Origin of the sequence: Victivallis lenta, from assembly GCF_009695545.1 — a bacterium.
GTDB lineage: Bacteria > Verrucomicrobiota > Lentisphaeria > Victivallales > Victivallaceae > Victivallis > Victivallis lenta.
The window spans coordinates 1-24,370 of sequence record NZ_VUNS01000038.1 but is presented as its reverse complement, the minus strand read 5'-3'; the positions used below and the strand labels follow the sequence as shown (position 1 = coordinate 24,370).

20 protein-coding genes are annotated in these 24,370 nt (G+C 62.7%); 13 read left to right on the top strand and 7 right to left on the bottom strand.

Annotated elements, in window-relative coordinates:
- From FYJ85_RS21070 to FYJ85_RS21050, 5 genes are all read right to left on the bottom strand, one after another.
- A complete protein-coding gene (locus tag FYJ85_RS21070) occupies nucleotides 1-702 on the bottom strand; it encodes an SWIM zinc finger family protein (protein WP_154420673.1) in 702 nt (233 codons plus the stop codon).
- Nucleotides 699-3,347, bottom strand: coding sequence for a DEAD/DEAH box helicase (locus tag FYJ85_RS21065; RefSeq protein WP_154420672.1), 2,649 nt, complete (start codon nucleotides 3,345-3,347; stop codon nucleotides 699-701). The genes FYJ85_RS21070 and FYJ85_RS21065 overlap by 4 nt, the downstream gene beginning before the upstream one ends.
- Nucleotides 3,344-3,961 carry a flavodoxin family protein gene (locus FYJ85_RS21060; RefSeq protein ID WP_106055814.1) on the bottom strand — a complete coding sequence of 206 codons (618 nt, stop codon included), beginning with the start codon at nucleotides 3,959-3,961 and terminating at the stop codon, nucleotides 3,344-3,346. Before FYJ85_RS21060 ends, FYJ85_RS21065 begins: the two co-directional genes overlap by 4 nt.
- Nucleotides 3,962-4,023: 62 nt before the next feature.
- Nucleotides 4,024-5,394, bottom strand: a complete 1,371-nt coding sequence (locus tag FYJ85_RS21055) for an MATE family efflux transporter (protein ID WP_154420671.1) — start codon at nucleotides 5,392-5,394, stop codon at nucleotides 4,024-4,026.
- A gap of 124 nt (nucleotides 5,395-5,518) precedes the next feature.
- Nucleotides 5,519-6,658: a sialidase family protein gene (locus tag FYJ85_RS21050; RefSeq protein WP_206213371.1), complete on the bottom strand. Its 1,140-nt coding sequence runs from the start codon at nucleotides 6,656-6,658 to the stop codon at nucleotides 5,519-5,521.
- 110 nt (nucleotides 6,659-6,768) lie between these two features.
- On the opposite strand from FYJ85_RS21050, the gene FYJ85_RS21045 reads away from it, so the two are divergent.
- The 12 genes from FYJ85_RS21045 (at nucleotide 6,769) to FYJ85_RS20990 (ending at nucleotide 20,466) form a co-directional block, all read left to right on the top strand.
- The gene (locus tag FYJ85_RS21045; protein ID WP_154420669.1) at nucleotides 6,769-7,611 is read left to right on the top strand and encodes a helix-turn-helix transcriptional regulator; all 843 of its coding nucleotides are present in this window, start codon (nucleotides 6,769-6,771) and stop codon (nucleotides 7,609-7,611) included.
- Between the two features lie 517 nt (nucleotides 7,612-8,128).
- Nucleotides 8,129-9,598 (top strand): anthranilate synthase component I, encoded by a 1,470-nt coding sequence (trpE, locus tag FYJ85_RS21040; protein WP_106055547.1) that lies wholly within the window; start codon nucleotides 8,129-8,131, stop codon nucleotides 9,596-9,598.
- An 11-nt stretch (nucleotides 9,599-9,609) separates the two neighbouring features.
- Nucleotides 9,610-10,203: an anthranilate synthase component II gene (locus FYJ85_RS21035; protein WP_106055548.1), complete on the top strand. Its 594-nt coding sequence runs from the start codon at nucleotides 9,610-9,612 to the stop codon at nucleotides 10,201-10,203.
- Between the two features lie 3 nt (nucleotides 10,204-10,206).
- Nucleotides 10,207-11,229, top strand: a complete 1,023-nt coding sequence (trpD, locus tag FYJ85_RS21030) for an anthranilate phosphoribosyltransferase (protein WP_106055549.1) — start codon at nucleotides 10,207-10,209, stop codon at nucleotides 11,227-11,229.
- Complete coding sequence (gene trpC / locus FYJ85_RS21025) at nucleotides 11,213-11,998, top strand: indole-3-glycerol phosphate synthase TrpC (RefSeq protein ID WP_154420668.1); 786 nt, start codon at nucleotides 11,213-11,215, stop codon at nucleotides 11,996-11,998. Before trpD ends, trpC begins: the two co-directional genes overlap by 17 nt.
- A complete protein-coding gene (locus FYJ85_RS21020) occupies nucleotides 11,977-12,564 on the top strand; it encodes a phosphoribosylanthranilate isomerase (protein WP_154420667.1) in 588 nt (195 codons plus the stop codon). The genes trpC and FYJ85_RS21020 overlap by 22 nt, the downstream gene beginning before the upstream one ends.
- A complete protein-coding gene (gene trpB, locus FYJ85_RS21015) occupies nucleotides 12,561-13,739 on the top strand; it encodes a tryptophan synthase subunit beta (RefSeq protein ID WP_106055552.1) in 1,179 nt (392 codons plus the stop codon). The genes FYJ85_RS21020 and trpB overlap by 4 nt, the downstream gene beginning before the upstream one ends.
- Nucleotides 13,739-14,530 (top strand): tryptophan synthase subunit alpha, encoded by a 792-nt coding sequence (trpA, locus tag FYJ85_RS21010; protein WP_154420666.1) that lies wholly within the window; start codon nucleotides 13,739-13,741, stop codon nucleotides 14,528-14,530. The genes trpB and trpA overlap by 1 nt, the downstream gene beginning before the upstream one ends.
- Nucleotides 14,531-14,789: 259 nt before the next feature.
- The gene (locus tag FYJ85_RS21005) at nucleotides 14,790-15,914 is read left to right on the top strand and encodes a substrate-binding domain-containing protein (RefSeq protein WP_206213370.1); all 1,125 of its coding nucleotides are present in this window, start codon (nucleotides 14,790-14,792) and stop codon (nucleotides 15,912-15,914) included.
- Between the two features lies 1 nt (nucleotide 15,915).
- A complete protein-coding gene (locus tag FYJ85_RS21000; RefSeq protein WP_154420677.1) occupies nucleotides 15,916-16,647 on the top strand; it encodes a prepilin-type N-terminal cleavage/methylation domain-containing protein in 732 nt (243 codons plus the stop codon).
- 62 nt (nucleotides 16,648-16,709) lie between these two features.
- Nucleotides 16,710-19,622, top strand: a complete 2,913-nt coding sequence (locus FYJ85_RS20995) for a hypothetical protein (RefSeq protein ID WP_154420664.1) — start codon at nucleotides 16,710-16,712, stop codon at nucleotides 19,620-19,622.
- Nucleotides 19,623-19,629: 7 nt separating this feature from the next.
- Nucleotides 19,630-20,466, top strand: a complete 837-nt coding sequence (locus FYJ85_RS20990) for an MBL fold metallo-hydrolase (protein WP_154420663.1) — start codon at nucleotides 19,630-19,632, stop codon at nucleotides 20,464-20,466.
- A gap of 140 nt (nucleotides 20,467-20,606) precedes the next feature.
- Here the strand turns inward: FYJ85_RS20990 and FYJ85_RS20985 are convergent, their stop codons facing one another.
- Complete coding sequence (locus tag FYJ85_RS20985; protein ID WP_154420662.1) at nucleotides 20,607-23,201, bottom strand: GH116 family glycosyl-hydrolase; 2,595 nt, start codon at nucleotides 23,199-23,201, stop codon at nucleotides 20,607-20,609.
- 95 nt (nucleotides 23,202-23,296) lie between these two features.
- Between FYJ85_RS20985 and FYJ85_RS20980 the strand changes: the two genes are divergently transcribed.
- Nucleotides 23,297-24,100 carry a helix-turn-helix transcriptional regulator gene (locus tag FYJ85_RS20980; RefSeq protein WP_206213369.1) on the top strand — a complete coding sequence of 268 codons (804 nt, stop codon included), beginning with the start codon at nucleotides 23,297-23,299 and terminating at the stop codon, nucleotides 24,098-24,100.
- A gap of 32 nt (nucleotides 24,101-24,132) precedes the next feature.
- Here FYJ85_RS20980 and FYJ85_RS23395 read toward each other — a convergent pair.
- Nucleotides 24,133-24,370 (bottom strand): hypothetical protein (locus FYJ85_RS23395; RefSeq protein ID WP_206213368.1); only part of this gene is annotated, 238 nt, incomplete at its 5' end.

Here is a 24,370-nt window from a genome sequence, read left to right as displayed (position 1 = left end):
TCAGTCGAGCTCGATGCCGAAGGTGTCGGCAAGATCGTCCAGATCGTCCAGATCGACTGCCGCGCCGGGAAGGTTCTCGCCGAGGTCGCCGGAGAAGAGCTCGGACTGGTCGACGCCGCGCAGCACGAAGAAGAGCGCCGGATCGTCGTCGAGCCGCGCCCCGATGCCGTAAAGAACCGCGGCCAGGTGCTTGCAGAGGTCGGCCCAGTCGGGGCAGTCGCAGTTCAGGTGAATTTCATCCGGTTCGGGGAACAGGCCGGAATCCCGGTCGCACAGCAGTTCGACGATCGGGTCGGAGAGTTTGCCTTCGACAAGATCGACGAGCGAGCCGATCTTCCCGAAGCACTGTTTCCGGAGCTGCGCCCAGCGTTCCGGCGCGACCGGGTCGATCCGGATTTCGACATGGTACAGCTCGGAGCCGGATACCAGCGCGGTCACTTTGCCCGGCAGTATCTTCAGGTCGATGACCGTCCCGTTCCTCAGATAGCTGCGGCCGCGCGGCAGACGGCTTTCGTAATCCTGATACGATTCGATGTTGCGGCACCAGGCTTTCCCCCAGAAGCTTCGGGCGATGGAGCGGCCGTTGGCGCCGACCGGCGAGAGCGTTTCGCCCTCCGCTTCGAGCCGCCGGGCGATTCCTGCGGCACGCGCCCTGAGCTCCTTCACCGACAGCGGAAGGGATTCATCATCATAATCATTCATTCAGTTTCCTCCATGTGGTTGAGGTCGAGCCGGGCCAGCTTCAGGAGTTCGGCGGCGGGCAGGCGCATGAGCTCCGATTCGACGCCGGAGGCGAGCAGGTCGTCGGCCAGTTTCCGCTTGTCGCGGATCAGCGCGTCGATTCGCGCTTCGATGGTCCCGACGCAGATCATTTTATGGACGAGCACGTTGCGGTGCTGCCCGATGCGGTAGGCCCGGTCGGTCGCCTGGTTTTCGACCGCCGGATTCCACCAGCGGTCGAAGTGGATGACGTGGCTGGCCGCCGTCAGATTGAGTCCGGTTCCGGCCGCCTTCAGCGACAGGACGAAGAACGGAGGCCCGTCCTCGCGCTGGAACTCCTCCACGAGCCCGGCGCGGCGGCCGACCGGCGTTCCGCCGTGCAGCACGAGCCCGGGACGGCCGAAGCAGTGCGCGAGATGTTCGTGCAGCGGTTCGCACATTTCGCGGTACTGCGTGAACACCAGCACTTTTTCCTGGCGGGAGGCGATCGGCTCGGCGAGCTCGGCAAGCCGTTGGAACTTGCCGCTCGCCTCCGGCCGGAAATCCCCGCCGCCGGTGTATTGGGCCGGATGGTTGCAGATCTGCTTGAAATGGGTCAGCGCCCCGAGTACGACGCCGGCCTTGCCGTCCTCCCCGGCGCATTCGAGGTCGCGCTTCATGGCTTCGAGGACGCGGCTGTAAAGGAGCGCCTGCTCCTTCGTCAGCGTGCAATAGGCGTTGACCTCGCTCTTGTCCGGCAGGTCGCGGATGATCGAGCGGTCGCTTTTGAGCCTTCGCAGAATGTAGGGCGAAGTGAGGCGGCGCAGCGGCGCACAGCTCTTCTCCTGCTTCTCCTCGAGCGATTTGATCCACTCCTGAAAGCGCGGCAGCGTGCCGAGCAGCCCCGGCGTCAGAAAATCGAAGATGCTCCAGAGGTCAGTCAGGCGGTTTTCGACCGGCGTGCCGGAGAGCGCGATCCGCCGCCTGCCGCGAAGCCGCCGGACCGCTCGGCTCTGGCCGGAGTTCGGATTCTTGATCGCCTGCGCTTCATCGATGACGACGGCCGGGAATTCGAGCGCGTGCAGCCCCCTGAGCCGCGTCGCCATCGCGTAGGTCGTGACGGCGAGGTCGCTTTCTGCGAGAAAACCGGCCGGGTCGGCTTCGAAACGGTCGAGCTCGCCGGGAGCGAGCGCCGAGTTGTGCAGCAGTCTGAGCCGCAGTCCGGGCGTGAATTTCGCCGCCTCGCTCTTCCAGTTCTCCAGCAGCGAGGCCGGGGCGATCAGCAGCGCCGGCAGAGGCGACAGAAGCCTGCGCTTCCGCAGGAGTTCGAGATAGGTCAGCACCTGCAGCGTTTTGCCGAGCCCCATGTCGTCGGCGAGGCAGCCGCCCATGCCGAGCGCGGTTGTGCGCCAGAGGAAATCGACGCCGCCGACCTGGTAGGGACGCAGCGTCCGGGCGAGCGGAGCGGGCAGCGGCGGGCGGCGCAGCTCATCGGGAAAGCCGTCGCCGGAAAGAAGCTTTTCGAGCTCCTCCGCCGCTTCGATCCGCAGCAGGTCCGAATCGACGGCCGGGAATTCCGGCGCGGCTTTGGCCAGAAGCCGTACGCCTTCCGCGAGCGTCAGCGCCTCGCGCGGCAGCGCGCCCCACTGTTTCAGGAGCTTCTGCACGTTTTCGGGGTCCGCATCGACCCATTCGCCTTTGATGCGGACCAGGCCGCCGCCGGAATGCAGGAGCTCTTCGAGCTCGTCGGGAGTCAGCTTTTCGTTGCCGATCACGGCTTCGACCGTGAATCTGAGCAGCAGCTCCGAATTCAATCGGCTCGGTTTCCTGCCGACTTCGAGCGAAACCTTCGCCTGCAGTTTCGGCGGCCGCTTTTTCCAGAGATTCGCGAACCGGACGAGGATGTTCGCCTCTTCGAACACCGGAATCGCCTGCACGAAGGCGTGCGCCTCGTCAGGCGTCCAGACGCAGGGCCGGTAGATCGAACCGTCGGCGAGCAGCCGGGCGACGAAGCCGCTCTTCTCCGCCGCCTCGCGGATCGGCCGCAGCAGCGCCAGAAGGGCGGCGCGGTCGCCGGAGAAGGTCTTGAGCGCAGCCGCCAGCGGCAGGTGGCGCGGCTGGTCGTTCTCGCTCAGGCGGTGGATAAAGGTGGCCAGGAAGGCGAACGGATGGCGGCCGTCCTCGTTCTTCTTGTTTTCGGCGAGGTGAAAACTGAGTTTGCCGACGCTGCTCCAGGCGGGGGAGAGCGTCCGCAGATAATCGGGCACATTGAGTCCGGAGCGGGCGATCTCCGCGCGCATGGCCGCCTCAAGCTCTTCGTGCAGCCGGGTCAGCAGATCGAGCGTCAGATATTCGCCGCCGGTCATCGAAGGGCGGTCGAAGAGCTCGGCGGCGAGCAGCTCGGCATCGGGGCGGGCGGACCGGAACATCGTCTCCGGGTCGGACTCCGGCACACGGCAGAGCCGGGCCGCGAATTCGCGGCCGACCCGACGGAAAAAGTGGACCGGCGGCTCGGCGTCGGGCGGCGCATCCCCCTTCAGCAGCGCCAGCAGCCCGGCGCCGCTGCCGGAGGCGAACGCCTGTTCGAGCGCCGCATCGCCGGCCGCGCGGAGAACGCCGCCCGGCGAAACCGTGATCCGGATGCTCATTCGCGGATGAAGTTGGTCCAGATTTGCGGTTCGCGTTCGGGGCGGGGCAGGGCGGCTTTGTCGATGCACTTGAGCAGCCACGCCATGTTTTTTCCGAGCGTGCGCATGATCTGGAGCCCTTCGAGATCCTGCCGCACCTCCTCCGGCGTGTTGCCGTGGACCATGTTCCAGTATTGCGACGAGACGATCGGCATGTTCGAGATCGTGAAATATTTGTTGAGCCGGTCGAAGGCGGCGGTCGCTCCGCCGCGGCGGCAGCTGACGACCGCGGCGGCGGGCTTATAGGCGTAGGCGCTGCTCTTCATGAAGAAAACCCGGTCGAGCAGCGCCGACAGGGCGCCGTTCGGCGCGGCGTAGTAGACCGGAGAGCCGACCACGATGCCGTCCGCCTCCTTGAATTTGTCCACACAGGCGTTGACGGGGTCGTCCGTGAAGATGCAGCAGCCGCTTTCGGCACATTTGCCGCAGGCGATGCAGCCGCGGATCGGACGGTTGCCGATCTGGAAGATTTCGGTTTCCACGCCGTTCTTTTCGAGTTCGCCGGCGACTTCGGCCAGCGCGGTAAAGGTGCAGCCTTTCGCATGGGGACTGCCGTTCACAAGCACAACTTTCATGATGTTCTCCTCCGGGTTGACGGTTGGCGTTCCTTCAAATATACCGCCGGTTCCGGTCGGGTTCAAGCGGCGCGGCACTCCTCGCCTTCGCATTTATGCAGCCGCTTGAGTTCGCGCTGCATGAGGAAGCAGGCGACGAAGAACGCGAGCGCGTCTCCCGCCGGCCCCGAGAACAGCACGCCATCGTAGCCGAAAACCTGCGGCAGGATCAGGAGCAGCGGCACCTGGAACGCGAGCTGCCTGGTCATGGCGAGGAACAGCGCCACCGGCGCGCGCCCGATGCTCTGGAAATACTGCGAAACGAGGATGCTCCCGCAGCCGATCGGCAGCAGCAGCAGGAAGCGCCGCATCGAATAGACGCCGAGGTCGATGAGCTTTGTGTTCGACGCATCCACGAACCATGTGAAGATCGGCCGCGCGAAGATCTGCACGGCCAGGTACGGAATCAGGGCGAAGACGGCGGCGAGCAGGATCGAACAATAGAAGCTCTTCAGCACGCGGTGGTATTTCGCCGCGCCCGTGTTGTAGCCGATGAGCGGCTGCATCCCCATGGTGACTCCGAAAATGAGTCCCATCAGCAGCTGGTTGACGGTCAGGATGATGCCGAAAGCCGCCATGGCGAGCAGGCTGCCGTGCTCCAGAAGCATGTGGTTCTGGAACGTCCAGATGATGCTGCCGGCCACGTTGATCGCGAACGGCGAACAGCCGTTGTAGAGGATGCGCCCGAAGTAGTTCCAGCCGTAGAAGCGGAAGGTCCGCCAGTCGAGCTTCGCGATGCTGCGGCGCGAGCGGAAGAAGCTCATGACCCAGACCGTCGACGCAGCCTGTGAAGCGACGGTCGCCCATGCCGCGCCGGACATCCCCCATCCGAACTTTGCGACGAAAAGCCAGTCGAGTCCGACGTTCATGACCGCGCCGATGACCTGCGTGAACATCGCGAGCCCCGAATAGCCTTCGCCGCGGATCAGGTTGTTCTGGAATCCGAGCATGACGAAGATCGTCCCGTACAGGGACACCGACAGATAGCTGCGGCCGTAGGGAAGCGCTTCGGGCGGAATGCCGACCAGATTCAGCAGCGGGTCGAGGAACAGCAGCCCCCCGATCGTGATGACGGCCGAGGCGATGAGGTAGATCAGCATCGACATGCCGAAAAGCTTCTGCGCTTCGGCGTAATTTTTCCGGCCGAGCTCGATCGAGTAGAGCACCGCGCTGCCGCGGCCGATCAGGATCGAAACAGCGAAGATGACCATCGAAATCGGCATGGCGGCATTCATCGCGGCCAGTCCGAGGTCCGCGACGTATTTGCCGATGAACATGCGGTCCACGATAACGTACAGATTGCCGATGATCAGTCCCGCCATGGAGGGCAGCGCCAGCCGCAGCAGGAGCGGCATGACCGGATCGGTGCCGAGTTTTTCGGTTTGTGCGCCCATGCGTCTATCTCCCCAACTTCGCCGGAAAAAAAAGTACAATCACGGAAAATTCGGTCATTTCCCGTGATTGTATACAATATACCCCCGAATCGTTCGGATTTCCTGCGCGGTTCGAAAAAATCCGTTATTTTTTTGCGGGGAAGGCGCTGACGACGCCGCGCGTGAAGCCGCCCGGCGTGACGAACGAACCGGCCGCGACGTCCTCCTCCGTGAAGCGCGCGAGCAGGATTTCGCCGCGTTCGAGCCGTTCATGGTCGTAGATGCAGTAAACGAAGCCGTCGCTCCCTTCCGTGAAATCCGGGTAGGAGACGCCCGGGCGTTCATCGATCATCATCCGGCCGTACCAGCTCCGGCCGTCGTCGTCGGAGAGCCATGCGGTGAGTTTCTCGCGCGCGCCGCCCCAGGTCTGCCGCTTCTCGCCGGGCAGCGGCAGCGGGGACTGGTGATTCACGAGCAGCAGGCGGCCGGATTTCAGACGGCGGACCGCGAAGCGCGAATTCGGGCCGCCGAGGCCGGAGTCGCCGATGTCGTGCCAGCTTTTTCCCCGGTCGCTGCTGAAGGCCTGCCCGATGCCGTAGTGCGTGCGGACGAGAAGCCACCAGCTGCCGTCCTGGCGTTCGATCATCATGTGCTCGTCGAACCAGCGCTCCGGCACGTCGGCGCCGGTGACGAGTTCGAAGCTTGCGCCGTTGTCGTGGCTGACGGAGAGATTCGGGTACGCCAGAGGGCGGTATTCCGCCGGGATCTTCTCCGGATAGAGCGACCAGAGCGCGGTCGGGAGCGCCCATCCGCCGTCTGCCAGAAGTTCCGGCTTGTTCATCATGACGCCTTCGGCGATGCGGCGCGGCGTGCTCCAGGCCGGCGAATCCGTATCCGGCGCGTCGCAGACCGAGGCCCATACGCCGTGGCGGCCGTCGAAGATATCCCAGAGCTTCGGGGCGACGCACTGGCTCCAGAACCACCAGAGCCGCCCGGCCGGATCAAGCCAGAGCGTCGAGTCGAAGGCGCGCTCCGAAGCCGCGGCGGAGGCTGGCGGAGCGACGACCTGAATCTCCCGCCAGCTCCGGCCGCAGTCGGTGCTGACGGCGAGGACGACATAGTTGCCGGGGCCTTCCCCGGCGATCTCTCCGCCGTACCAGACCGCGAAGAGGCGGCCGGAGGGCAGGATTTCGATTCCGGGAATCCCCTGGTGGCGGCGGGTTCCGGCCGATTGCCGTCCGGCGATCGGGGCGGGAAAGAACGGTTCGAGGGAAAATTGTTTCATTTTCATACCTTTCTTCAGGTTGCATTCACGTCGCTTTATGTCATATTATACCGGAAAATGAACGCATGTCAAGATAAAAGAAGTCTGATTACCATACGGATTGTCGGTTTATGGCGGAAACTCTGACGGAAGCACTTGAACGGATTGCCGGCGGAATGGAGTTCCGCCGGTTCCTGCTGCCGGACGGCGTTGCCGCGCTCGATCCTCCGGCGGGAACGCAGCCCTGCGACCGGCTGCTTTTCGTGATGCATGGCGTGAAGCGCGAGCCGATGTCGCTCGGCGGGGAGGCGCGGGAGATTGAGCTTGCGCCCGGAGACGCCTATCTTGTGCGGAAGAACGTCTGGGAGTACTGTTCGGTCGCGACCGCGCACCGGCTGCTCTGCATCGTGCCGCGGAACGGATTCCTGCGCGTTTCGTATTATGACTATCCGGCCGGAATGCATCGCGGCGAATGGTGCGATCCGGAGGCGGTTCACTCCGGCCGCCCCGTTCCGCAGCCGCTGCTGGCGGTCTTTGCTGCGCTCGGCGAACCGGGCGGGGAGGCGGGAAGTCATGTCCCGCACCTGCTGCGGGCGGCGGCCGCGCTGGCGCTGGCCGAATGCCGCCGCCCGGCGCCCCCGGCCGGGAAGGCGGCCGCGACGTTCGACCGGGTCCGCACCTTCCTCGACTACAACTATACGCGTCCGATCGGGCGCGGTGAGCTGGCGGAACGGTTCGGGCTCAACGCGAACTATCTGTCGGAACTGTTCCGCCGGATGGGCGGTTGCGGCGTGCAGGAGTACATCGAAGCGCGGCGGTTCGAGATGGCGCGGCGGCTGCTTCGCACGACGGAGCTGCCGGTGAAGGCGGTCGCGGAGCATTGCGGCTTCTCCGGCGAGGTTTACTTCATCCGCCGCTTCCGGGAATTGCACGGCCGTCCCCCCGGCCGCTACCGGATCGAACAAAATTCGTGATTTTTTGATCCGCACGGTTGACAAAAGCCGGATGGCGTGTCATATTTAATGCAGTTGGAAATATGATTTGAGGATTGATCAGTTGAATCGTTCGGCATACAAGTTTGTCAAGGGTTGGCGATGGCAGTGGCGAAAGCCCGCCATGGCTCAGTTTGTCTTACTTTAGTGCCGGAGAGTTGTGATACAGTTATCCGGTGAACGGGAAGAACAGTTCCGGCAGTGGCGGGTCCGATCGAAATCGATTGCGGCCCGCTTTTTCGTTTTCAGTTTTTTACTTGCGGTAATGGGGATTTTATTTTGAATCGTTCGGCATACAGGCTTGTCAGGGGTTGGCGATGGCAGTGGCGAAAGCCCGCCATGGCTCAGTTTGTCATGCTTCGGCGCCGGGGAGTCGAGATGTAATTATCCGGCGGATGGAAGACGAATTTCCGGTTATGGCGGGTCCGATCGAAATCGATTGCGGCCCGCTTTTTTGTGTCGAAATTTCAGGAATTGATCATAAAACAGGGAGAAAATCATGCAGACATTCGAAGAGTTCAAGCGCCTGTCGGAAGGCGCGAATCTGGTTCCGGTGGTCAGGAAGCTGATCGCGGACCTCGAGACGCCGGTCTCGGTGCTGGCCCGGCTGGTTGACGACGAAAACGTCTTCCTGCTCGAGAGCGTCGAGGCGGGCGAGCGTTTCGGCCGTTATTCGTTCATCGGGCTCAATCCGCGCGGCGTTTTCAGCGTCGAAGAGGGCAGGGCGTATTATGCCGATGCGGACGGGAAGCGCGAGCTCGATGCGCCGGAAGGGCCGTTCATGGCGCTGCGCGGCCTTCTGAAGGGAATCCGCCCGGCGGTCGTTCCGGAGCTGCCGCCGCTCTTCGGCGGCGCGGTCGGTTATCTCGGTTACGAGACGGTCCGCGAGTTTGAGCGGCTGCCGGAGCCGAAGCCGGGCCTCGATGGGCCGACTTCCGCGATGCTGATCACCGACGAGATGATCATTTTCGACAACGTCCGGCATACGATGATGCTGAGCGTCTGCGTCCGTCCCGGGGAGTTCGGCACGCTGAAGGAGGCCTACGACCATGCGGTCCGGCGGCTTGATGCGATTTCGGAACGGCTCCGCCGCCCGGCGGCCGCCGCTTCGGCCGGAACCGGCGAAACGCCCGAACTTGTTTCGAACTGCGGCCGCGAAACCTATATGGAGATGGTGAAGAAGGCGCGCCGGCACATTTATGACGGCGATATCATCCAGGTCGTCCTCTCCCAGAAATTCACGGCTGAAACCGACATCCCCCCGCTGCAGCTTTACCGGGCGCTACGGCTCGTGAATCCGTCACCCTACACCTTCTTCCTGAAGATCGGCGCGCGCATCCTGATCAGTTCTTCTCCCGAGACGCTCTGCAAGCTGGACAACGGTACGGCGATCCTGCGCCCGATCGCCGGAACCCGGCCGCGCGGCAAAACGACTGCCGAAGACATCGCGTTCGCCGACGAGCTGCTGCGCGACGAAAAGGAGCGCGCCGAACACCTGATGCTGGTGGACCTGGCCCGGAACGACCTCGGCCGCGTCGCGCTGCCGGGCAGCGTGCAGGTCAAGGACTTCATGACCGTCGAGCGCTATTCGCACGTCATGCACCTCGTGACGACGGTCGAAGCGCTGCCGGAAGAGGGGTGCGACGCATTCGATCTCGTCCGTTCGGCGTTCCCGGCCGGAACGCTCTCCGGCGCTCCGAAGATCCGGGCGATGGAACTCATCCGCGAGCTTGAGCCGGTTCCGCGCGGCATGTACGGCGGCGCGGCGGGCTACTTCAGCTACACCGGCAACATGGACCTCGCGATCACGATCCGCACGATCATCCTGGACGGGAAAAAGATGGAAATCCAGGCCGGCGCCGGAATCGTCTACGACTCCGACCCCGCGACGGAATATCAGGAAACCTGCAACAAAGCCGCCGCCATGCTGAAATCGATCCGGCTCGCCGCCGCCGGCCTTGAACTCTGAGAGGTAATATCATGATTCTGATGATTGACAATTTCGATTCGTTCACCTACAATCTCGTCCAGTATTTCCAGCAGCTCGGCTCGGAGGTGGAGGTACGCCGCAACAATGCGCTTACGGCCGGAGACGCGCTCGCGCTGCGTCCGGAGGCGATCGTGCTCTCCCCGGGGCCGGGCCGCCCGGCCGGCGCCGGCATCATGCCGGAGCTGATCGGCAAGGCCGCCGCCGCCGGAATCCCGCTGCTCGGCGTCTGCCTCGGACATCAGGCGATCGGGGAGGCGTTCGGCATGGAACTTGTGAATGCGTCGCGCATCATGCACGGCAAGGTCTCCGAGATCACGCACGACGGCCGCGGACTCTTCGCCGGGCTGGCGCCGCTCGTGAAAGTCGTTCGCTACCACTCGCTCGCGCTGGCCGAACATTCGCTGCCGGAAGAGCTTGCGGTCACGGCCCGCAGCGAGGACGGCGAGATCATGGGCATCCGCCACCGGACGTTGCCGATCGAGGGAATCCAGTATCACCCCGAATCGATCCTGACCACGACCGGAAAACGGCAGCTGGCGAACTTTCTCGACATTGTCCGGGAACACCGCCGGGCGGGGAGGTGAGAGATGCTGACACGGTATCTGAACCGGCTTTTCGAACGCCGGGACCTTTCCCCGCTTGAGATGGAGGAAGCGCTGCGGATCGTGACGGGCGGTGAGGTCGCCCACTCCCAGATCGGCGCGTTTCTGGCGGCATTGCGCATGAAAGGGGTCTCCCGTTCCGAGCTGGTCGGCGCAGCCCGGATGCTGCGCCGCGCGGCTGCCTTCATCGACTGCGGACGGCGCGAGGTCGTCGATGTGGTCGGCACCGGCGGAGACGGTTCGAACAGCTTCAATATCTCGACCGCCAGCGCGTTCGCGGCTGCCGGCGCGGGAGTCACCGTCGCGAAGCACGGCAACCGGGCCGCTTCGAGCCGCTGCGGTTCGGCGGATGTGCTGGCCGCGCTCGGCTACAATCTCGAGGCTCCGGTGCCGGTCATCGAGCATGAGATCGTCGAGAACGGCATCGGCTTCCTCTACGCGGCGAAGCTCCATCCGGCGCTGGCCAATGTCGCGGTGATCCGCCGCGAGCTGAAAGTGAGGACGATTTTCAACATGCTCGGCCCGCTCTGCAATCCGGCCGGGGCGAAGTCGATCGTGCTCGGCGTCTATGCGCCGGAGCTGACCGAGCTGTTTGCCGGGGCGCTGCTCGAGCTCGGCGTCCGCCGAGCGCTGGTTGTTCACGGCATGGAGGGGATCGATGAAATCAGCTGCTGCGGCCCGACCCGGGTCTCCGAGCTGAAGGACGGCGGGATCCGTACCGGTGAGCTGCTGCCGGAACTGCTGATCGGCGCAAGTTATGATCCGGCCGAAATCGCCGGCGGCACGCCGGAGGAGAATGCCGCGATCCTGCGTTCGGTGTTGAACGGTTCGAACCGGGGCGGCGCCCGCGCCTCGGTCCTGCTGAATGCGGGGGCGACGATCTACGTCGCGGGCGGAGCGCCGACGCTGCAGGAAGGAATCCGGCTGGCCGGGGAATCGATCGATTCGGGCGCTGCGCTTGAAAAACTGGAAAAACTGATTGAGGCGAGCCATGGAACAGGTGCTTGAAACGATTGTGGCGAAGAGCAGGAAAGAGCTGGCGGAGAGCAGGAAACGAATTCCGGCTTCCCTGCTTGAGTCGCGGATTCCCGAGCTGCCGCCCGTCCGCGACTTCGCCGCGGCGTTGCGGCGGCCGGGCAGGCGGGTCATCGCGGAGCTCAAGGCCGCTTCGCCGTCGAAGGGGGCGATTCGTCCGGAGCTGGACCGGGAGGTGGAACGCCTTGCCGCCGGGCTGGAAGCTGCGGGTGCGGCTGCTTTGTCGGTACTGACCGAGAGGAATTTCTTCCTCGGTTCCGGGATGAATCTGCGCAGGGCGCGCGGGAGTGTCGATATCCCGCTGCTGCGCAAGGATTTCATCTATGACGAATATCAGATTCTCGAGGCGCGGGTCTGGGGGGCGGACGCGATTCTGCTGATCGCGGCGATGCTGACCCCGGAGGAGTTCCGGAAGCTGCGCGCCTTCGCCGCGTCGCTCGGCCTGGCCGTGCTCTGCGAAGCGCATACGGCGGACGAACTCGATATGCTGCTCGACGGCGGCGCGGAGATCGTCGGGATCAACGCCCGCAATCTGTCGACCTTCGAGACGAGCCTCGCGCTTGCCGGAGAACTGATTCGGCAAATTCCGGCCGGGAAGATCGCGGTGGCCGAGAGCGCGATCCGTTCGGCGGACGATTTGAATGCGATGGAACAAGTTGGCGCGAAAGCATTTCTGATCGGGGAAACGCTGATGCGCGCCGAACGGCCGGGGGAAAAGCTGTGCGAACTCCTGTCAAAGTGAAGATCTGCGGCCTGACCCGTCGAGAGGATGTCGAATCCGCAGTGGAAGCCGGGGCGGATTATCTCGGCTTCGTACTGGTTCCGGAGTCGAAGCGGTATGTCCCGCCGGAGCGCTGGCGGAACCTGACGGAAGGCGTGCCGGAACGGGTGAAATGCGTTGCGGTCGTCGCCGACCCGGCTCGGGAAGAGGTGGCGGAGATGTGGAACATCTTTGATATCATTCAGTTTCACGGATCGGAAACGCCGGAGCTGGCGCGCGGAAACAACTGCTGGAAGGCGCTGCACCTCGAACATGGATTCGAGAGGATGAAACAGTTTGATGTGGAGCACTTTGTCATCGATGCCGCGGCCGGCGGATCGGGTCGCCGCTGCGACTGGAACCTGGCGGCGGCAGCCGCGAAGGAGCACGAGATTCTGCTGGCCGGGGGGCTGACTCCGGAAAACGTCGCGGAAGCGGTCCGCCGGGTCGGGCCGTGGGGCGTCGATGTGTCGGGCGGCGTCGAATCGTCGCCCGGAATCAAGTCGAAAGAGAAACTATTGAAATTCATAAAGGAAGCGAAACAATGAACAGTCACTATGGTGTGTACGGCGGGCAGTATATCGCCGAAACCCTGATGCCGACGCTGATCGAACTTGAGAAGGAGTATCTGAAAGCGAAGGAGGACCCCGCGTTTCTGGCGGAGTACCGCGGTCTGCTGACCGATTACGTCGGCCGCGAGTCGCCGCTCTATTATGCGAAACGGCTCTCGGAGTCGATCGGCGGGGCGCGCATCTACCTGAAACGGGAGGACTTGAATCATACCGGCGCCCACAAGATCAACAACACGATCGGCCAGGCGCTGCTGGCCCGGCGCATGGGCAAGACCCGGCTGATCGCCGAAACCGGGGCCGGCATGCACGGCGTCGGCACCGCGACGGTCGCGGCGCTCTTCGGCATGGAGTGCGATGTTTTCATGGGGGCGGTCGATATTGCGCGGCAGGCGCCGAACGTCGAGCGCATGAAAACGCTCGGCGCGCGGGTGATTCCGGTCGAGTCGGGCTCCGGCACGCTGAAGGATGCGATGAACGAGGCGATTCGCAACTGGGTCGCGACGGCCGAGAACACGTTTTACGTGATCGGAACCGTGGCCGGACCGCATCCGTATCCGGCGATGGTGCGCGACTTCCAGTCCGTGATCGGGGCCGAAAGCCGCCGCCAGATTCTCGAAAAGCGCGGGAAGCTCCCGGCGGAGGTGCTCGCCTGCGTCGGCGGCGGCAGCAATGCGATCGGCATGTTTTCGGCGTTCCTCGCGGATGAGGCGGTGAAGCTGACCGGTGTGGAGGCCGGCGGAAAGGGGATCGAAACCGGAGAACATGCCGCGAGCATCAACGGCGGCCGCGTCGGCGTGCTGCACGGCTGCAAGACCTATCTGCTGCAGACGGCGGACGGCCAGGTCGTCGAAGCCTACTCGGTTTCGGCCGGGCTCGATTATCCGGGCGTGGGACCGGAGCACAGTTTCCTCGCAGATTCCGGGCGGGTCAGCTATGTCGCGATCAACGACGACGAGGCGGTGGCGGCGTTCGACACGCTGTCGCGGATGGAGGGGATCATCCCGGCGCTCGAATCGAGTCATGCGCTTGCGCAGGCATTGAAAACCGCGAAGACGTATTCGCCGGAGGAGTCGATCATCGTCTGCCTTTCGGGCCGCGGCGACAAGGATATGGACAATATTGCAAAGTATAAGGCTAATCTGGAGAAATAATGATGGAAACGCGAATCAACCGTTGTCTCGAACGCTGCCGGGCGGAAAAACGCGGCGCGCTGGTCGTCTATGTGACTGTCGGCTGCCCGTCTCCGGCGGAGAGTGAAGCCCTGATCGGCCGCCTGATCGAAGCCGGCGCCGATATGATCGAACTCGGCGTGCCGTTTTCGGACCCGATGGCGGATGGGCCGGTCATCCAGCGTGCCGGACAGCTTGCGCTGCAGGCCGGCACGACGCTGCCGGAGATTCTCGCGATTGCCGGACGCATCCGGAAACGCTTTCCCGAAACGCCGCTTGTGCTGTTCTCTTATTACAATGTCCTGCTGAATTACGGTCTCGACCGGCTCGGTGCGGATTTGAGGTCTGCCGGGGTTGACGGGCTGCTGGCGGTCGATCTGCCGCTTGAGGAGCGGGGAGAGGTTGTGCCGATATGCGAAGCGAACGGGATTCAGCTCATTCCGCTGGTCTCGCCGGCGACGTCGCCGGAACGCGCCGCGAAAATTGCGGCCGGATGCAGCGGCTTCGTCTACTGCATCACGGTTCGCGGGGTGACCGGGGTGCGCAGCTCGCTGCCGCCCGAGCTGGCAGCGGAACTCGAGAGTGCGAAAAAGGCGTGCGGACTCCCGGTTGCGGCGGGCTTCGGCATTTCGACACCGGAGATGGCCAGAGATATTTCCTTTCACGCCGATGCGGTTGTCGTCGGCAGCGCGATGGTCAGGACGCTGCTGGACGAAGGGGCGGACGCCGCCGTATCGCTGATCGGCAGCATCGCTGCGGGACTGCGGCGATAACGGCTGGGGAGCGAGGCCCCATACGGCCAGGGGGCCGCACTCGATAACGGTTTTGCCGTGGAATTTGGAAGGCGCGTCCGGGTTGCGCCCGGGGGTGCCGGCAGCTTGCCGGCGGTTCGTTTCTGCGAACCGCTTTTTTGTCTCCCGATGATTTCTCCGGCCCGGGGCGATACGGTTTGTTTTATCTTTTAAACTGTATCGGTATTGACTTTAAGTGTAAGGTTCAGTATAATTAATGGCGGATAACGGAGAAAAAAGAATGTCAAATACCATGTTGAATAAAGCGGAAACACTTTACGAGCAACTTCGTACGGAAATCGGGAAGCGGAAGAACGGAGAGCGTTTTTACAGCGTTCGCGGCATTATGAAACGATACACCGTAAGCCAGTCGGTCGTCGACCGCACGCTTTTGCTGCTGCGGAACGAAGGGCTCCTGACCACGACTCCGGGGAGCGGCATGTTCGTCTGCGCCTCGGGACTTGAAGACGGAATGCAGGAGGCGGAGACGGTGCGCCAGGAGGTCCTGCTGCTGGTTCCCCGCTGGCCGTCGACCGATATCGATACGCTGACCGCGCGGGCGGAGGCGATCAATACCGGCGATTCGAAATGGCATATCAGAATTGAGGCTTTCGACTATGTCAACACGATTCCCCGCAACTTCGACGGCGCGCTGCGCCGGGCGGCGGGGATGATCATCCGTTCCGCCAGCGGCAACTTCCAGCAGGCGGACCTCAACGCGCTTTCGCACTACTGTTCGATCAAACCGACCATCGTGCTGGGACATCCGCTGGAGGGGCTCAAAACCGGCTGCGCCGGGCTGGACAGCTATTTCGCGTCGGGACTTGCCATGCACCACCTGATGAAACACGGCCACCGCCGGATCGGACTCCTGGTCAGCGAGCCGCATACGCGGGGAATCCGGGAGCGCGTCCGCGGCGTGCACGGTTTTGCGAAGCTTCTCGGCATGCAGGTTGACGTCATCGACTGCTGCGTTGTTTCGGGGGAGGTTGCGATGACCAAAACCTATAAACGCTTCCTCGACGTGCTTCAGGAGGGATTCCGGTTTACCGCGCTTCTCGGCGTCTCCGGGGAGTCGATTCAGGGGGCGGTCAACGCCTGTCACAATTACAAGCTCCGGATTCCGGAGGATTTGAGCGTCGTTGCGATTTCGGGAGAAAACCTGACGGCGATCAGCAGTCCGCCGCTCGACACGGTGGCCGCCGATGTCGGCGGCCAGCTCGATGCGGCGCTGCTTATGATCGACCGGATCGCGGCAAGCAGGGAAAACCACGCACCGGAGGAGGTGTTCCTCCAAACCGAACTGATCAAGCGGGGATCGGTGCTCGATATCACCAACGTAACCACATCATCGGGAGAGAAATGAAATGAAGAGAAAATGCTTCACCTTGATCGAACTGCTGGTCGTTATCGCGATCATCACCATTCTGGCGGCGATGCTGCTGCCCGCGCTGAATCAGGCGCGGGCCAGGGCCAGGGGAATCACCTGTGTCAATCAGCACAACCAGCTTTACAAGACTTTTCTTTTTTATGCGGACGATTACGACCAGTACGTGGCGTTCGAATATCCGAACCCGAAGAACAGTGCTGAGGGATGGTTCTGGGGAATGATTTTGTACAAGACCGGTTATCTGCCTGCCGGAAGTGCGCTGCTGGACTGTCCCGAGCAGCCGAAGAAAGACACCGGCGACACGAAGGACAACACGCAGAATCCCTATTACGCATTCCGTTACGGCATGAACCGCTTCGACGGCTCGGGCGTCTTTTACAACTTTTACAAGACCAAGGTTGCGGAGTGGGGCAATTTCGGCGTCCTGGTCGGCACCAGGCACGTCTATAACCGGCTGACCCGCATGAAGAAACCGGGCGAAGTTCCCCTGACCGCCTGCACCGAGGGCGTCGGCTCCTGGTGGGGCGGCGGCGGAATCAAGGAGTTCAAGCAGGGCGAATCGACCTCCGCGGGTGACATTACTCCGATTCACAGCAATCGGTGCAACATGAGCTTCTACGACGGTCACGCCGCCTCATTCGGCAGGGCGGAGCTGAAGTCCATGGGATTCAAAAGCTGTGTGATTTCCGGTACGTACACGACTCTCTGAAATCGATGTGCGGCCCGTTTCCTGCGGACGGGCCGTCATCTCTTCCTTAAAGGTTCCGATTCATGAAACGATTTTTTCTAATGCTCCTCTGGGGCGTCCTTCTGTCCTCCGCAGCCGGGGCGGAACTGCGGCTGCTGCCGTGGTCCGAAAACGTCTGCCGGGCGGCCCGTTTCGAAGCCAACTCTTCGGGCCGGATGCGCATCACCGACGATCCCGCCGAGAAAGCGGTGCGGATCGAGGTCGAATTCCCGCCGGGCGCCGACCGATGGGTCTACCCTTATTTGCGGCTGCGGGCCCCCGAATCTCTCGCCGGCGTCGAACGGATCCGCTTTGAATTCCGGACGGAGACGGAGGTGACATGCCGCTTCGCGCATGTGATGTTCGGTGAAGAGAAACCGTATTTCAAGCTGCCCGCGCCGAAAACGGAGTATCAGGCCGTCACCATCGACGTCGCTTCCGCGGTCAGGCGCCCGGAGACGATTGCCGCTCTCCGGATCGGCATGAATCCCGATGCGCCGAAACTGACCTGGTTTATCCGTAATCTGGAGTTTTTCGGCACCCGGGAGCCGGCCCGCGTCACCGACGCTTCGCTGGCCGTTGACGCCGGAGCCCCCGGCGCGGCGTTCCTGCAGGGGGAAACCCTGAAATTCAGGCTTGATCCGCTCGCCGCGCGGCCTTCGCGCTGGACCCTGAAAAACTGGAAGAACGAGACGGTCCGGCAGGGGGAGTGGGCCGATGCCGAACTTACGCTCGACCCGCTTCCAAACGGCTATTACGCGCTGGAACTGGCCGGTTTTACCGGAGTCCGCACGTTCGCCGTGGTTCCGGATCCCCGCCGCCGCCCGCCGAATCCCGGGCTCTATTTTGCGATGGATTCGGCCCAGAGCTGGCTGGCCCGCCCGTTCACGGACAATCCCCGGCTGGTGCCCAACGCCTATGAAGCCGTCTCGGAGCTCGCCCGCCGCGCCGGGCTGAGGATCGTTCGGGAACGCATGCACTGGAAGGAGACGGAACCCGCCCCCGGCGTATTCGACTGGAAACAGTATATGCGGAATGCCGAACTGCTTTCGGCGCGCGGCGTCGAAGTCTCCGGCATGTACCACAATGCGCCGGCATGGGCGAAGAACGGTGAAGACGCGATGCTTCCCGCCGATCTGCTGGCAACCTACGATTTTGCGAAAAAAGCCGCGGAAACCTTCCGGGGGAAAATGACCGTCTGGGAGTTCTGGAATGAACAGGACAGCACCGGCTTCACCGCCGAGGGCGCCTGGGATTACGCCGCCGCGCTGAAGGCCGCTTATCTGGGATTCAAGGCGGCCGCCCCGGAACTGCCGGTGGCGATCGGCGGTTACGCCGGAACGGACAACTTCGCGTACGCCGACGCGGTCATGCGGAACGGCGCAGGCGAATATTTCGACATTTTCAACATCCACACCTACGATTCCATCCGCGATTATCCGGAGTTCATGGAGACCGTCCGCAGCCACATGAAGCGTTTCGGAATCGAAAAACTGCCGGTCTGGTTCACCGAACACGGCAGCCGGATGGAGGGGGCCGGACGGCTGGAGAACTGGGTTCCGGGCCTGAAGATGCACTCCCCGGATCAGGAGATGCTGCTGGCGGAGTTTCTGCCGAAGGCGATGCTGACGCTTCAGAATCTCGGCGCCGCCCGCGACTTCTTCTTCGTGCTTCCGCCTTTCAACGAGTTCGGCGGCCGGAAGGACTGGGGGATGTTGCGGCGGGACTTCACCGTCAAGCCCGGCTATGCCGCCTTCGCGACTCTGGTCGACAAGCTCGGAACCGCGACGCCCGAGGGTGAAGTGAAGCTCGGCGACGGCCTCAAAGGATATCTCTACCGGCAAAAAGACGGGAGCCGGACGCTGGTCTACTGGAGCTGTTCCTTCATCGACACCGACGCTCCGGTCGCCTCCGTGTATATGGCGGTCGTTCCCGCCGAACAGTCGGCGAAAGATCCGCTCGAACGCAGCTTCAGGCTGCCGGGAGCGCGGCGCAGGCTCAGCGGCGTCGATCTATTCGGCACGCCGCTGGAGGCGGACAGCTGGAACGTGACCGCGATCCGTTTCCCCGCCATGCTCGATCACGTGACCGGTCTCCGTCCCGACATTTCGGCCCGGCGGCCTGGCACGGGAAAGTCGGCCGCAAAACCGGGACTTGATAAAACCGTCGTTTTCCGCACCGAGCTTTCGGACGGCTTCGAGACCTTCGACAGCCGGGACTTTGCCGCAGTGAAGAACCCCGGCGCGAAATTCAAGCTTCAGGTCTGGAATTTATCGGACCGGCCGAAGAGCGGAACGGTTCGCGCAAGCGGCGGGCGGTTCGCCGGACTGCCGGGGGAGATCACGCTTCCGCCGTTCGGCAAACGGGAATTCGAGCTCGCCTTCACCCGCGAAGATGGCGCGAAACCCGAACTGCGGATCGACGGCCTCTTCAACGGCAGCCGGACGACTCCGCTGGTCATTCCGCTGGTCGCGCTGCCGGGCGTCGGAGCTTCCGCCCGCCGGATGGAGATGCCGCGCATGCTGAAGCCGGAAAACTGGCGCGTGAACTCTTCGGGGGATACGGAGATTTTCTATGACGCGGCCGAAAAAGCGATCGCCTTCCGCACCCGCTTTGCGCCGGGAACCGAAGACCGCTGGAGCTATCCGGAATTCCTGCTGCAGCTTCCGCGCGAATCGCAGCAGGGGCTGTTCGGCGTCGCTTTCGAGGTCAAGGTCTCCCCCGCCGCCGGCGTCAGGCAGATGGCGCTGATGGCGGTCAGGAGCCGGGAGAACGAGAGAGGGCACTATGTGACGCTGCGCGTACCGGTTCCGGGCGAGGAGTGGCAGGAACGCTTTGTCAGCTATCTGACCCCGCACCTGAAGCCGGAGAAGATTCAGCAGCTCCGCATCGGCGTCAACGTGCTTTCCGACGACGTTACCGTCTATCTTCGCAATATCCGTTTCATTTATAAATAGAGTTCTTATGAAAATCACGTTTCTTGGTACCGGGGCGGCGGAAGGGATTCCGGCTGTCTGGTGTGAGTGCGAATTGTGCAAACAGGCAAAAATGCTGGGCGGCAAGGATATCCGTCGCCGCTGCACCTATGCGGTCGACGACGATACGATGATCGATTTCGGCCCCGACGCCGTCCGGCAGACGCAGGATGCCGGCATCGACCTGACCCGGCTGGAACGGATCATTTTCACTCACAACCATCCAGATCACCTGAGTCCGATGGAGCTCCAGTTCCGGCGGACGGGCTATTTCAGCCGGGTCAGCCGCGAGCTGACCGTGATCGGGAGCTGCCGCATCTTCTCCCGGATTCTCTCCTTCACTGCGGAGGACTGCGGCATTTACACGCTCGCCGATCTCCGCATCCGGCCGCTCGAGATCCGCGCCGGCGAAACCGTCACGGACCGGGGGCTTGCCGTCACCGCGCTCGCCGCGACGCATGCGCCCGGCAAGGAGGCGCAGCTGTTCGTCCTTGAGCGCGGCGGAAAACGTTTTTTCGTCGCCAACGACACCGGCGTCATTGCCGATTCCGAGCTCGAGCGGCTGCGCGGCGTCCGGCTGGACCTGGTCGCCGTCGACTGCACGATGGGGAATTCCGCAAAACGGGTGGACGGTCATTTCGGCATGAGGGGCGTAGTGGAGTTTCGGGACAGGCTCCGTGCCCTCGGCTGCCTCGACGACGCATCGCAGGTCTATGTGAACCATTTTTCCCACAACGGCCTCTGTCTGCACAGGGATCTGGAAGCATTCTTTCTGCCGCGTGCGATCAAGGTTGCCTATGACGGCCTGACCGTTGAAATACAATAGGTCGGAGGCAAATGATCCGTCCGCCGGCCGGAACCGCGATTTCGGCTGCGCGACGGATCGCCCTTCTCTTTATCGCCGCTCAGCGGCTGCCGGATCGTGCACCCGGCAGCCGGGCGTTGAGCGGAACTGTCCGGGGGAAATCACGCTTTCGATTTGATGACGAGCGGCGCTCCCGGCGCGATTTCGATTTCGGTATTGAAGCGGATCGCTCCTTTTTCCGGCTTCCAGCCGATCGCCTTTCCGTCGAGCGCGGCCGAAATGACCCGGTCGGCCCGGTCGAGTTCGAATCGGCGCAGGCGGAGCGTGCCGGAGAGGACTTCGAGCTCGTCGCGTTCCGCGCTGCGGCGATAGACGCCCCACGCCGGTCCCGTGCTCCAGAAGCAGCGGAACTCGTTGCCGGGGAAGGGGAGCGGCGCAAAGCGGACCGTTCCGTCAGGCAGGTCGCTGCGGAATCCGCTGAACGCGGCGAGCAGCGCATAGCTCGCCATCGAACGGGCATAGTTGCTGCCGCATTCGATCTCGTTCCACGGATTGCGTTTGTGCCCGTCGTAACGGTCGCGCACGGCGCGCACCATTTCCAGTCCCTCCTCGACAAAGCCGCGCAGGATGAGGTGGCAGGCGGCCTGATACTCGAAACCGTGCATGGTTTCTGTCGCATACGGCACCGGAATCGCCGGCCGCTCGCGGCGCGGCCAGGTGCAGATCACGGTGCCGGCTTCGTCGTTCAGCCCGAATACGCGCCAGAAATTCGCGTAGTTCCGCAGCGACGGTTTGAAGTTGTGGCGATGGATCGCCCGCAGTGCCGAAACGACGCGCTCCGGCTCGAAGATGTCGCCGAGCCCGATCAGGTCCGCATGCCACTGGGCCAGAACCTGATCGATCAGGCATCCGTCGCCGATCTGGTACTTGATTTCTCCGGTTTCGTCGTTCCAGTAGAAACGGGCGGTGTCTTCGTCGTATGCTTCGAGGATCGAGCGGTCGGTCAGATCTACCTTCTGGCTGTAATATTCGCCGTTGAACAGTTCGTTTTCGATTCGCTTCCTGCCGCGTTCGAAGATCGTCCGGAACAGTTCCGCATCGGCCGTTTCTCCCACTGCATCGGCCATGAGCGCACCGGCCTTCAGCGCCGCGAGGTAGAAGCCGGTCAGCCACGAATTCACGCCGAATAGTTCGACATCGAGCGTGTGATGCTGCCGCCCGGTCAGTACGCCGGACTGGTCCGGATCCCAGCGGTCGTAATTCCGGGGGCTCCATGCATATTCGATCGAGCGCTTCACGCCGGGATACCATCTGCGCAGCCACTCCGTATCGCCCGATATTTTCCATTCGCGGAAGGTTTTGAGCACGCCGCCCATCTGTCCGTCGACGCAGGGGCGGAACGGGGTCGGCGGCCGGCCGACCGGAAGCTGGAGCCGGAATCCGAGCCCTCCCTCCGGCTGGAAGTTGTAAGTGAAATCGAGTTCGCGCATCGAACGCTCGAGGTCCGGAAACAGGTACGGCAGCGCATATGCGTAATTCCAGACGTGCGTGCAGGAGCCTTCGCAGCTGCCGGCCATGCTCTGGCACCCCTCGAATGCGTAGAATTCGCCGTTCTCGAGCCGCATGCAGGTCGGGGATTTGAGCGTCGAAAGATTGGCGGAAACCGCGTCAAGCACCTCCGGCGGCAGCGTCGAATCAAACAGCGCATCGCGGAAACGGAACGTCTCCGCTTTCAGGCGGCTGTAATTCTCAAGCAGGTAATCGGCGACCTGCGCGGCCCCGTCGAATTGCGTCGCATACCAGTTGCGCCAGCCCGGATACTCCCGGTCGCCGGGATTCCAGTCGTTCCTGCGGTTCGGATAGTACCAGGCGAGAGCAAAGACGACGCTGCGCGATTCGCCCGGCGCGACTTCGAAGCGGAGCGCCAGAGTGCCGGTGTCACCGTTGACCGGACTGGTTGCATGCCCGTTGGTGAACCGGGAGGCGTCCCGGTAGTTGCGTTCGGCGAATTCGCCGGGGTGGGTGAAATCGTTCCAGAAGGTATTGAGGTCGTCAACCCAGGCCCCGCGGTACCAGCAGCTCTGGCCGGATGACGAGTCGCCTCCGCCGGCGGCCAGCGTCAGTTCGCCGTAGTCGGCCGAGTCGGCGGGGACGGAGGTTGCGGTCTGCTCCAGATGCGGAAATTCTCCGTTGCGCTTCCACTCCGAGCGTGACGGGCCGAGCATCGAACTCAGCGAACCGGCCAGCGTGTAGGTGACCGTCCGGGCGGAATCGTTGCGCACGGTGAATTCAAAAAGCGCGCTCGGCAGTGAAGAATCGAAAGAGTTGAGCGGGATCAGCGGATTGAAGGCGGTAAGCTTCACCTTGCCCGGAAACCCCGGCTCCGAGAATTCCAGCGTTGCGACCGGGAAGGTGCCGTCGAATTCCACATCGCGGAAGTGGGGCAGTCCCGGCAGAAGATTGGAGGCCGCGCCGTAGCCGAAGCCGCGGTGCCCGCCGAACTTCACCTCCGCCGGGGTCGTGTTTCCCATGTAGGGCGGCGGCAGGTCGCCGTTCAGAATCCGCGCATCAAGCAGCGTCCCGTCCGCCTCGGCTTTGATCGCAAAGTGACTGTAACGGTTCGTGCTGCATTTGTTCGGGTGGTTGGCGATCTCCCAGTCGACGAGGTGGCCGGAGCCGGCGAGTCCGATGCAGCCGGTTCCGATGCCGCCGAGCGGGAATGAAATGGCGGAACGATGATCTTTGTCGTACTTCATGTTTTCTCCCGGTTGAACTTTTCTTGAGTATGGTATAATTTATGTTGCCGGAATTGATTTGGGAATGGATAAATACGGGGAAAACATATATCTTTATGGGATTGGTCCGACATGACGAGCTGACGCGGCTGTTCCGTGACCTCGAATGGAATTTCTCTGAGTTCGGCGAGGCCGGTTTCACCTGGCACGGCCGGAACAGCTACGGCTTCAACCGTCTGTTCCTGATTCGGGAAGGGGAGGGGAGTTTGATGAATCATTCGGCGGGCGAATCGCTCCGGCTCGAGCCCGGATTCGCCTGTTTCATGCCTCCGCAGCTAGATCTCGAGTTCGATTTTCCGGCCGGATTCCGCTTTTTCAGTTTTCATTTCCGGGTCGAAGTAATGCCGGGAGTGGATTTATTTTCCGGTAAAACCGATTGCGTCCGGTTTGATCCCGGGGAGGAGACGATGCGGGAGGTCGCCGGAATCGCCGCTTTGCAGCCGGGCTGGAGTTCTTTTTTTGCGCTTCACCGCTTTATCTGCGGGATTCTGCTGCGCCTTGCACCGCAGATCACGCTTGACTGGGAGTGGCGGAACCGGCTGAAGGCGCGCTACGGAACCCTTCTCGAATACATGCGCGTACGCGCGAATGCCGGAACCACAGTGGAAGAGCTGGCCGAGGTCGCCGGCCGCTCTTACGACCGGTTGAGCCGGGAGTTCCGGCGCGATTTCGGCCGGACGCTGAAGGAGTTCCTGGCCGCTGAACTGTGCCGCCGGGCGGAGTCCCGGCTCCGGCGCGGTGATTTGTCCATCAAGGAAATTGCCGCTGAGCTTGGCTTCGGCAGTGAATTTTACTTTTCCCGTTTTTTCCGCCGCCACACCGGCATGGCGCCGCGGGATTACCGCCAATCGCGTTTTTGAGGCGTTTTTCGCTCAAAAATCGTGAAAATGGTCTATTCTGAGCTTGCAAGCTGAAATATTGATGATATATTAAGAATCCGTTGCCCCTGAAGTTGGGGATGTTGATTGAGATTTCTGGTTTGGGTTTCTGGAAAATTATTGAGAAATAATGAAATCTGAGCTTGAAAATATCGGAAAAGGGTATATTTTAAATCCCTGTTGCGCCTGATGAGGGACGCGGTTGCTGGAAAACGGAGCGAGCCGGAGTTTTGAGAAAGATTGAAAAATCTT

What these genes read in the sequence shown, in the direction of transcription:
- FYJ85_RS21045 (WP_154420669.1), top strand. Translation starts at nt 6,769, where the DNA reads ATGGCGGAAACTCTGACGGAAGCACTTGAACGGATTGCCGGCGGAATG.
- FYJ85_RS21065 (WP_154420672.1), bottom strand. Translation starts at nt 3,347, where the DNA reads ATGAGCATCCGGATCACGGTTTCGCCGGGCGGCGTTCTCCGCGCGGCC.
- FYJ85_RS21005 (WP_206213370.1), top strand. Translation starts at nt 14,790, where the DNA reads ATGTCAAATACCATGTTGAATAAAGCGGAAACACTTTACGAGCAACTT.
- trpC (WP_154420668.1), top strand. Translation starts at nt 11,213, where the DNA reads ATGGAACAGGTGCTTGAAACGATTGTGGCGAAGAGCAGGAAAGAGCTG.
- FYJ85_RS20980 (WP_206213369.1), top strand. Translation starts at nt 23,297, where the DNA reads ATGGGATTGGTCCGACATGACGAGCTGACGCGGCTGTTCCGTGACCTC.
- trpB (WP_106055552.1), top strand. Translation starts at nt 12,561, where the DNA reads ATGAACAGTCACTATGGTGTGTACGGCGGGCAGTATATCGCCGAAACC.
- trpD (WP_106055549.1), top strand. Translation starts at nt 10,207, where the DNA reads ATGCTGACACGGTATCTGAACCGGCTTTTCGAACGCCGGGACCTTTCC.
- FYJ85_RS21035 (WP_106055548.1), top strand. Translation starts at nt 9,610, where the DNA reads ATGATTCTGATGATTGACAATTTCGATTCGTTCACCTACAATCTCGTC.
- FYJ85_RS21050 (WP_206213371.1), bottom strand. Translation starts at nt 6,658, where the DNA reads ATGAAACAATTTTCCCTCGAACCGTTCTTTCCCGCCCCGATCGCCGGA.
- trpE (WP_106055547.1), top strand. Translation starts at nt 8,129, where the DNA reads ATGCAGACATTCGAAGAGTTCAAGCGCCTGTCGGAAGGCGCGAATCTG.
- FYJ85_RS20985 (WP_154420662.1), bottom strand. Translation starts at nt 23,201, where the DNA reads ATGAAGTACGACAAAGATCATCGTTCCGCCATTTCATTCCCGCTCGGC.
- FYJ85_RS21055 (WP_154420671.1), bottom strand. Translation starts at nt 5,394, where the DNA reads ATGGGCGCACAAACCGAAAAACTCGGCACCGATCCGGTCATGCCGCTC.
- FYJ85_RS21070 (WP_154420673.1), bottom strand. Translation starts at nt 702, where the DNA reads ATGAATGATTATGATGATGAATCCCTTCCGCTGTCGGTGAAGGAGCTC.
- FYJ85_RS21060 (WP_106055814.1), bottom strand. Translation starts at nt 3,961, where the DNA reads ATGAAAGTTGTGCTTGTGAACGGCAGTCCCCATGCGAAAGGCTGCACC.
- FYJ85_RS20995 (WP_154420664.1), top strand. Translation starts at nt 16,710, where the DNA reads ATGAAACGATTTTTTCTAATGCTCCTCTGGGGCGTCCTTCTGTCCTCC.
- trpA (WP_154420666.1), top strand. Translation starts at nt 13,739, where the DNA reads ATGATGGAAACGCGAATCAACCGTTGTCTCGAACGCTGCCGGGCGGAA.
- FYJ85_RS20990 (WP_154420663.1), top strand. Translation starts at nt 19,630, where the DNA reads ATGAAAATCACGTTTCTTGGTACCGGGGCGGCGGAAGGGATTCCGGCT.
- FYJ85_RS21000 (WP_154420677.1), top strand. Translation starts at nt 15,916, where the DNA reads ATGAAGAGAAAATGCTTCACCTTGATCGAACTGCTGGTCGTTATCGCG.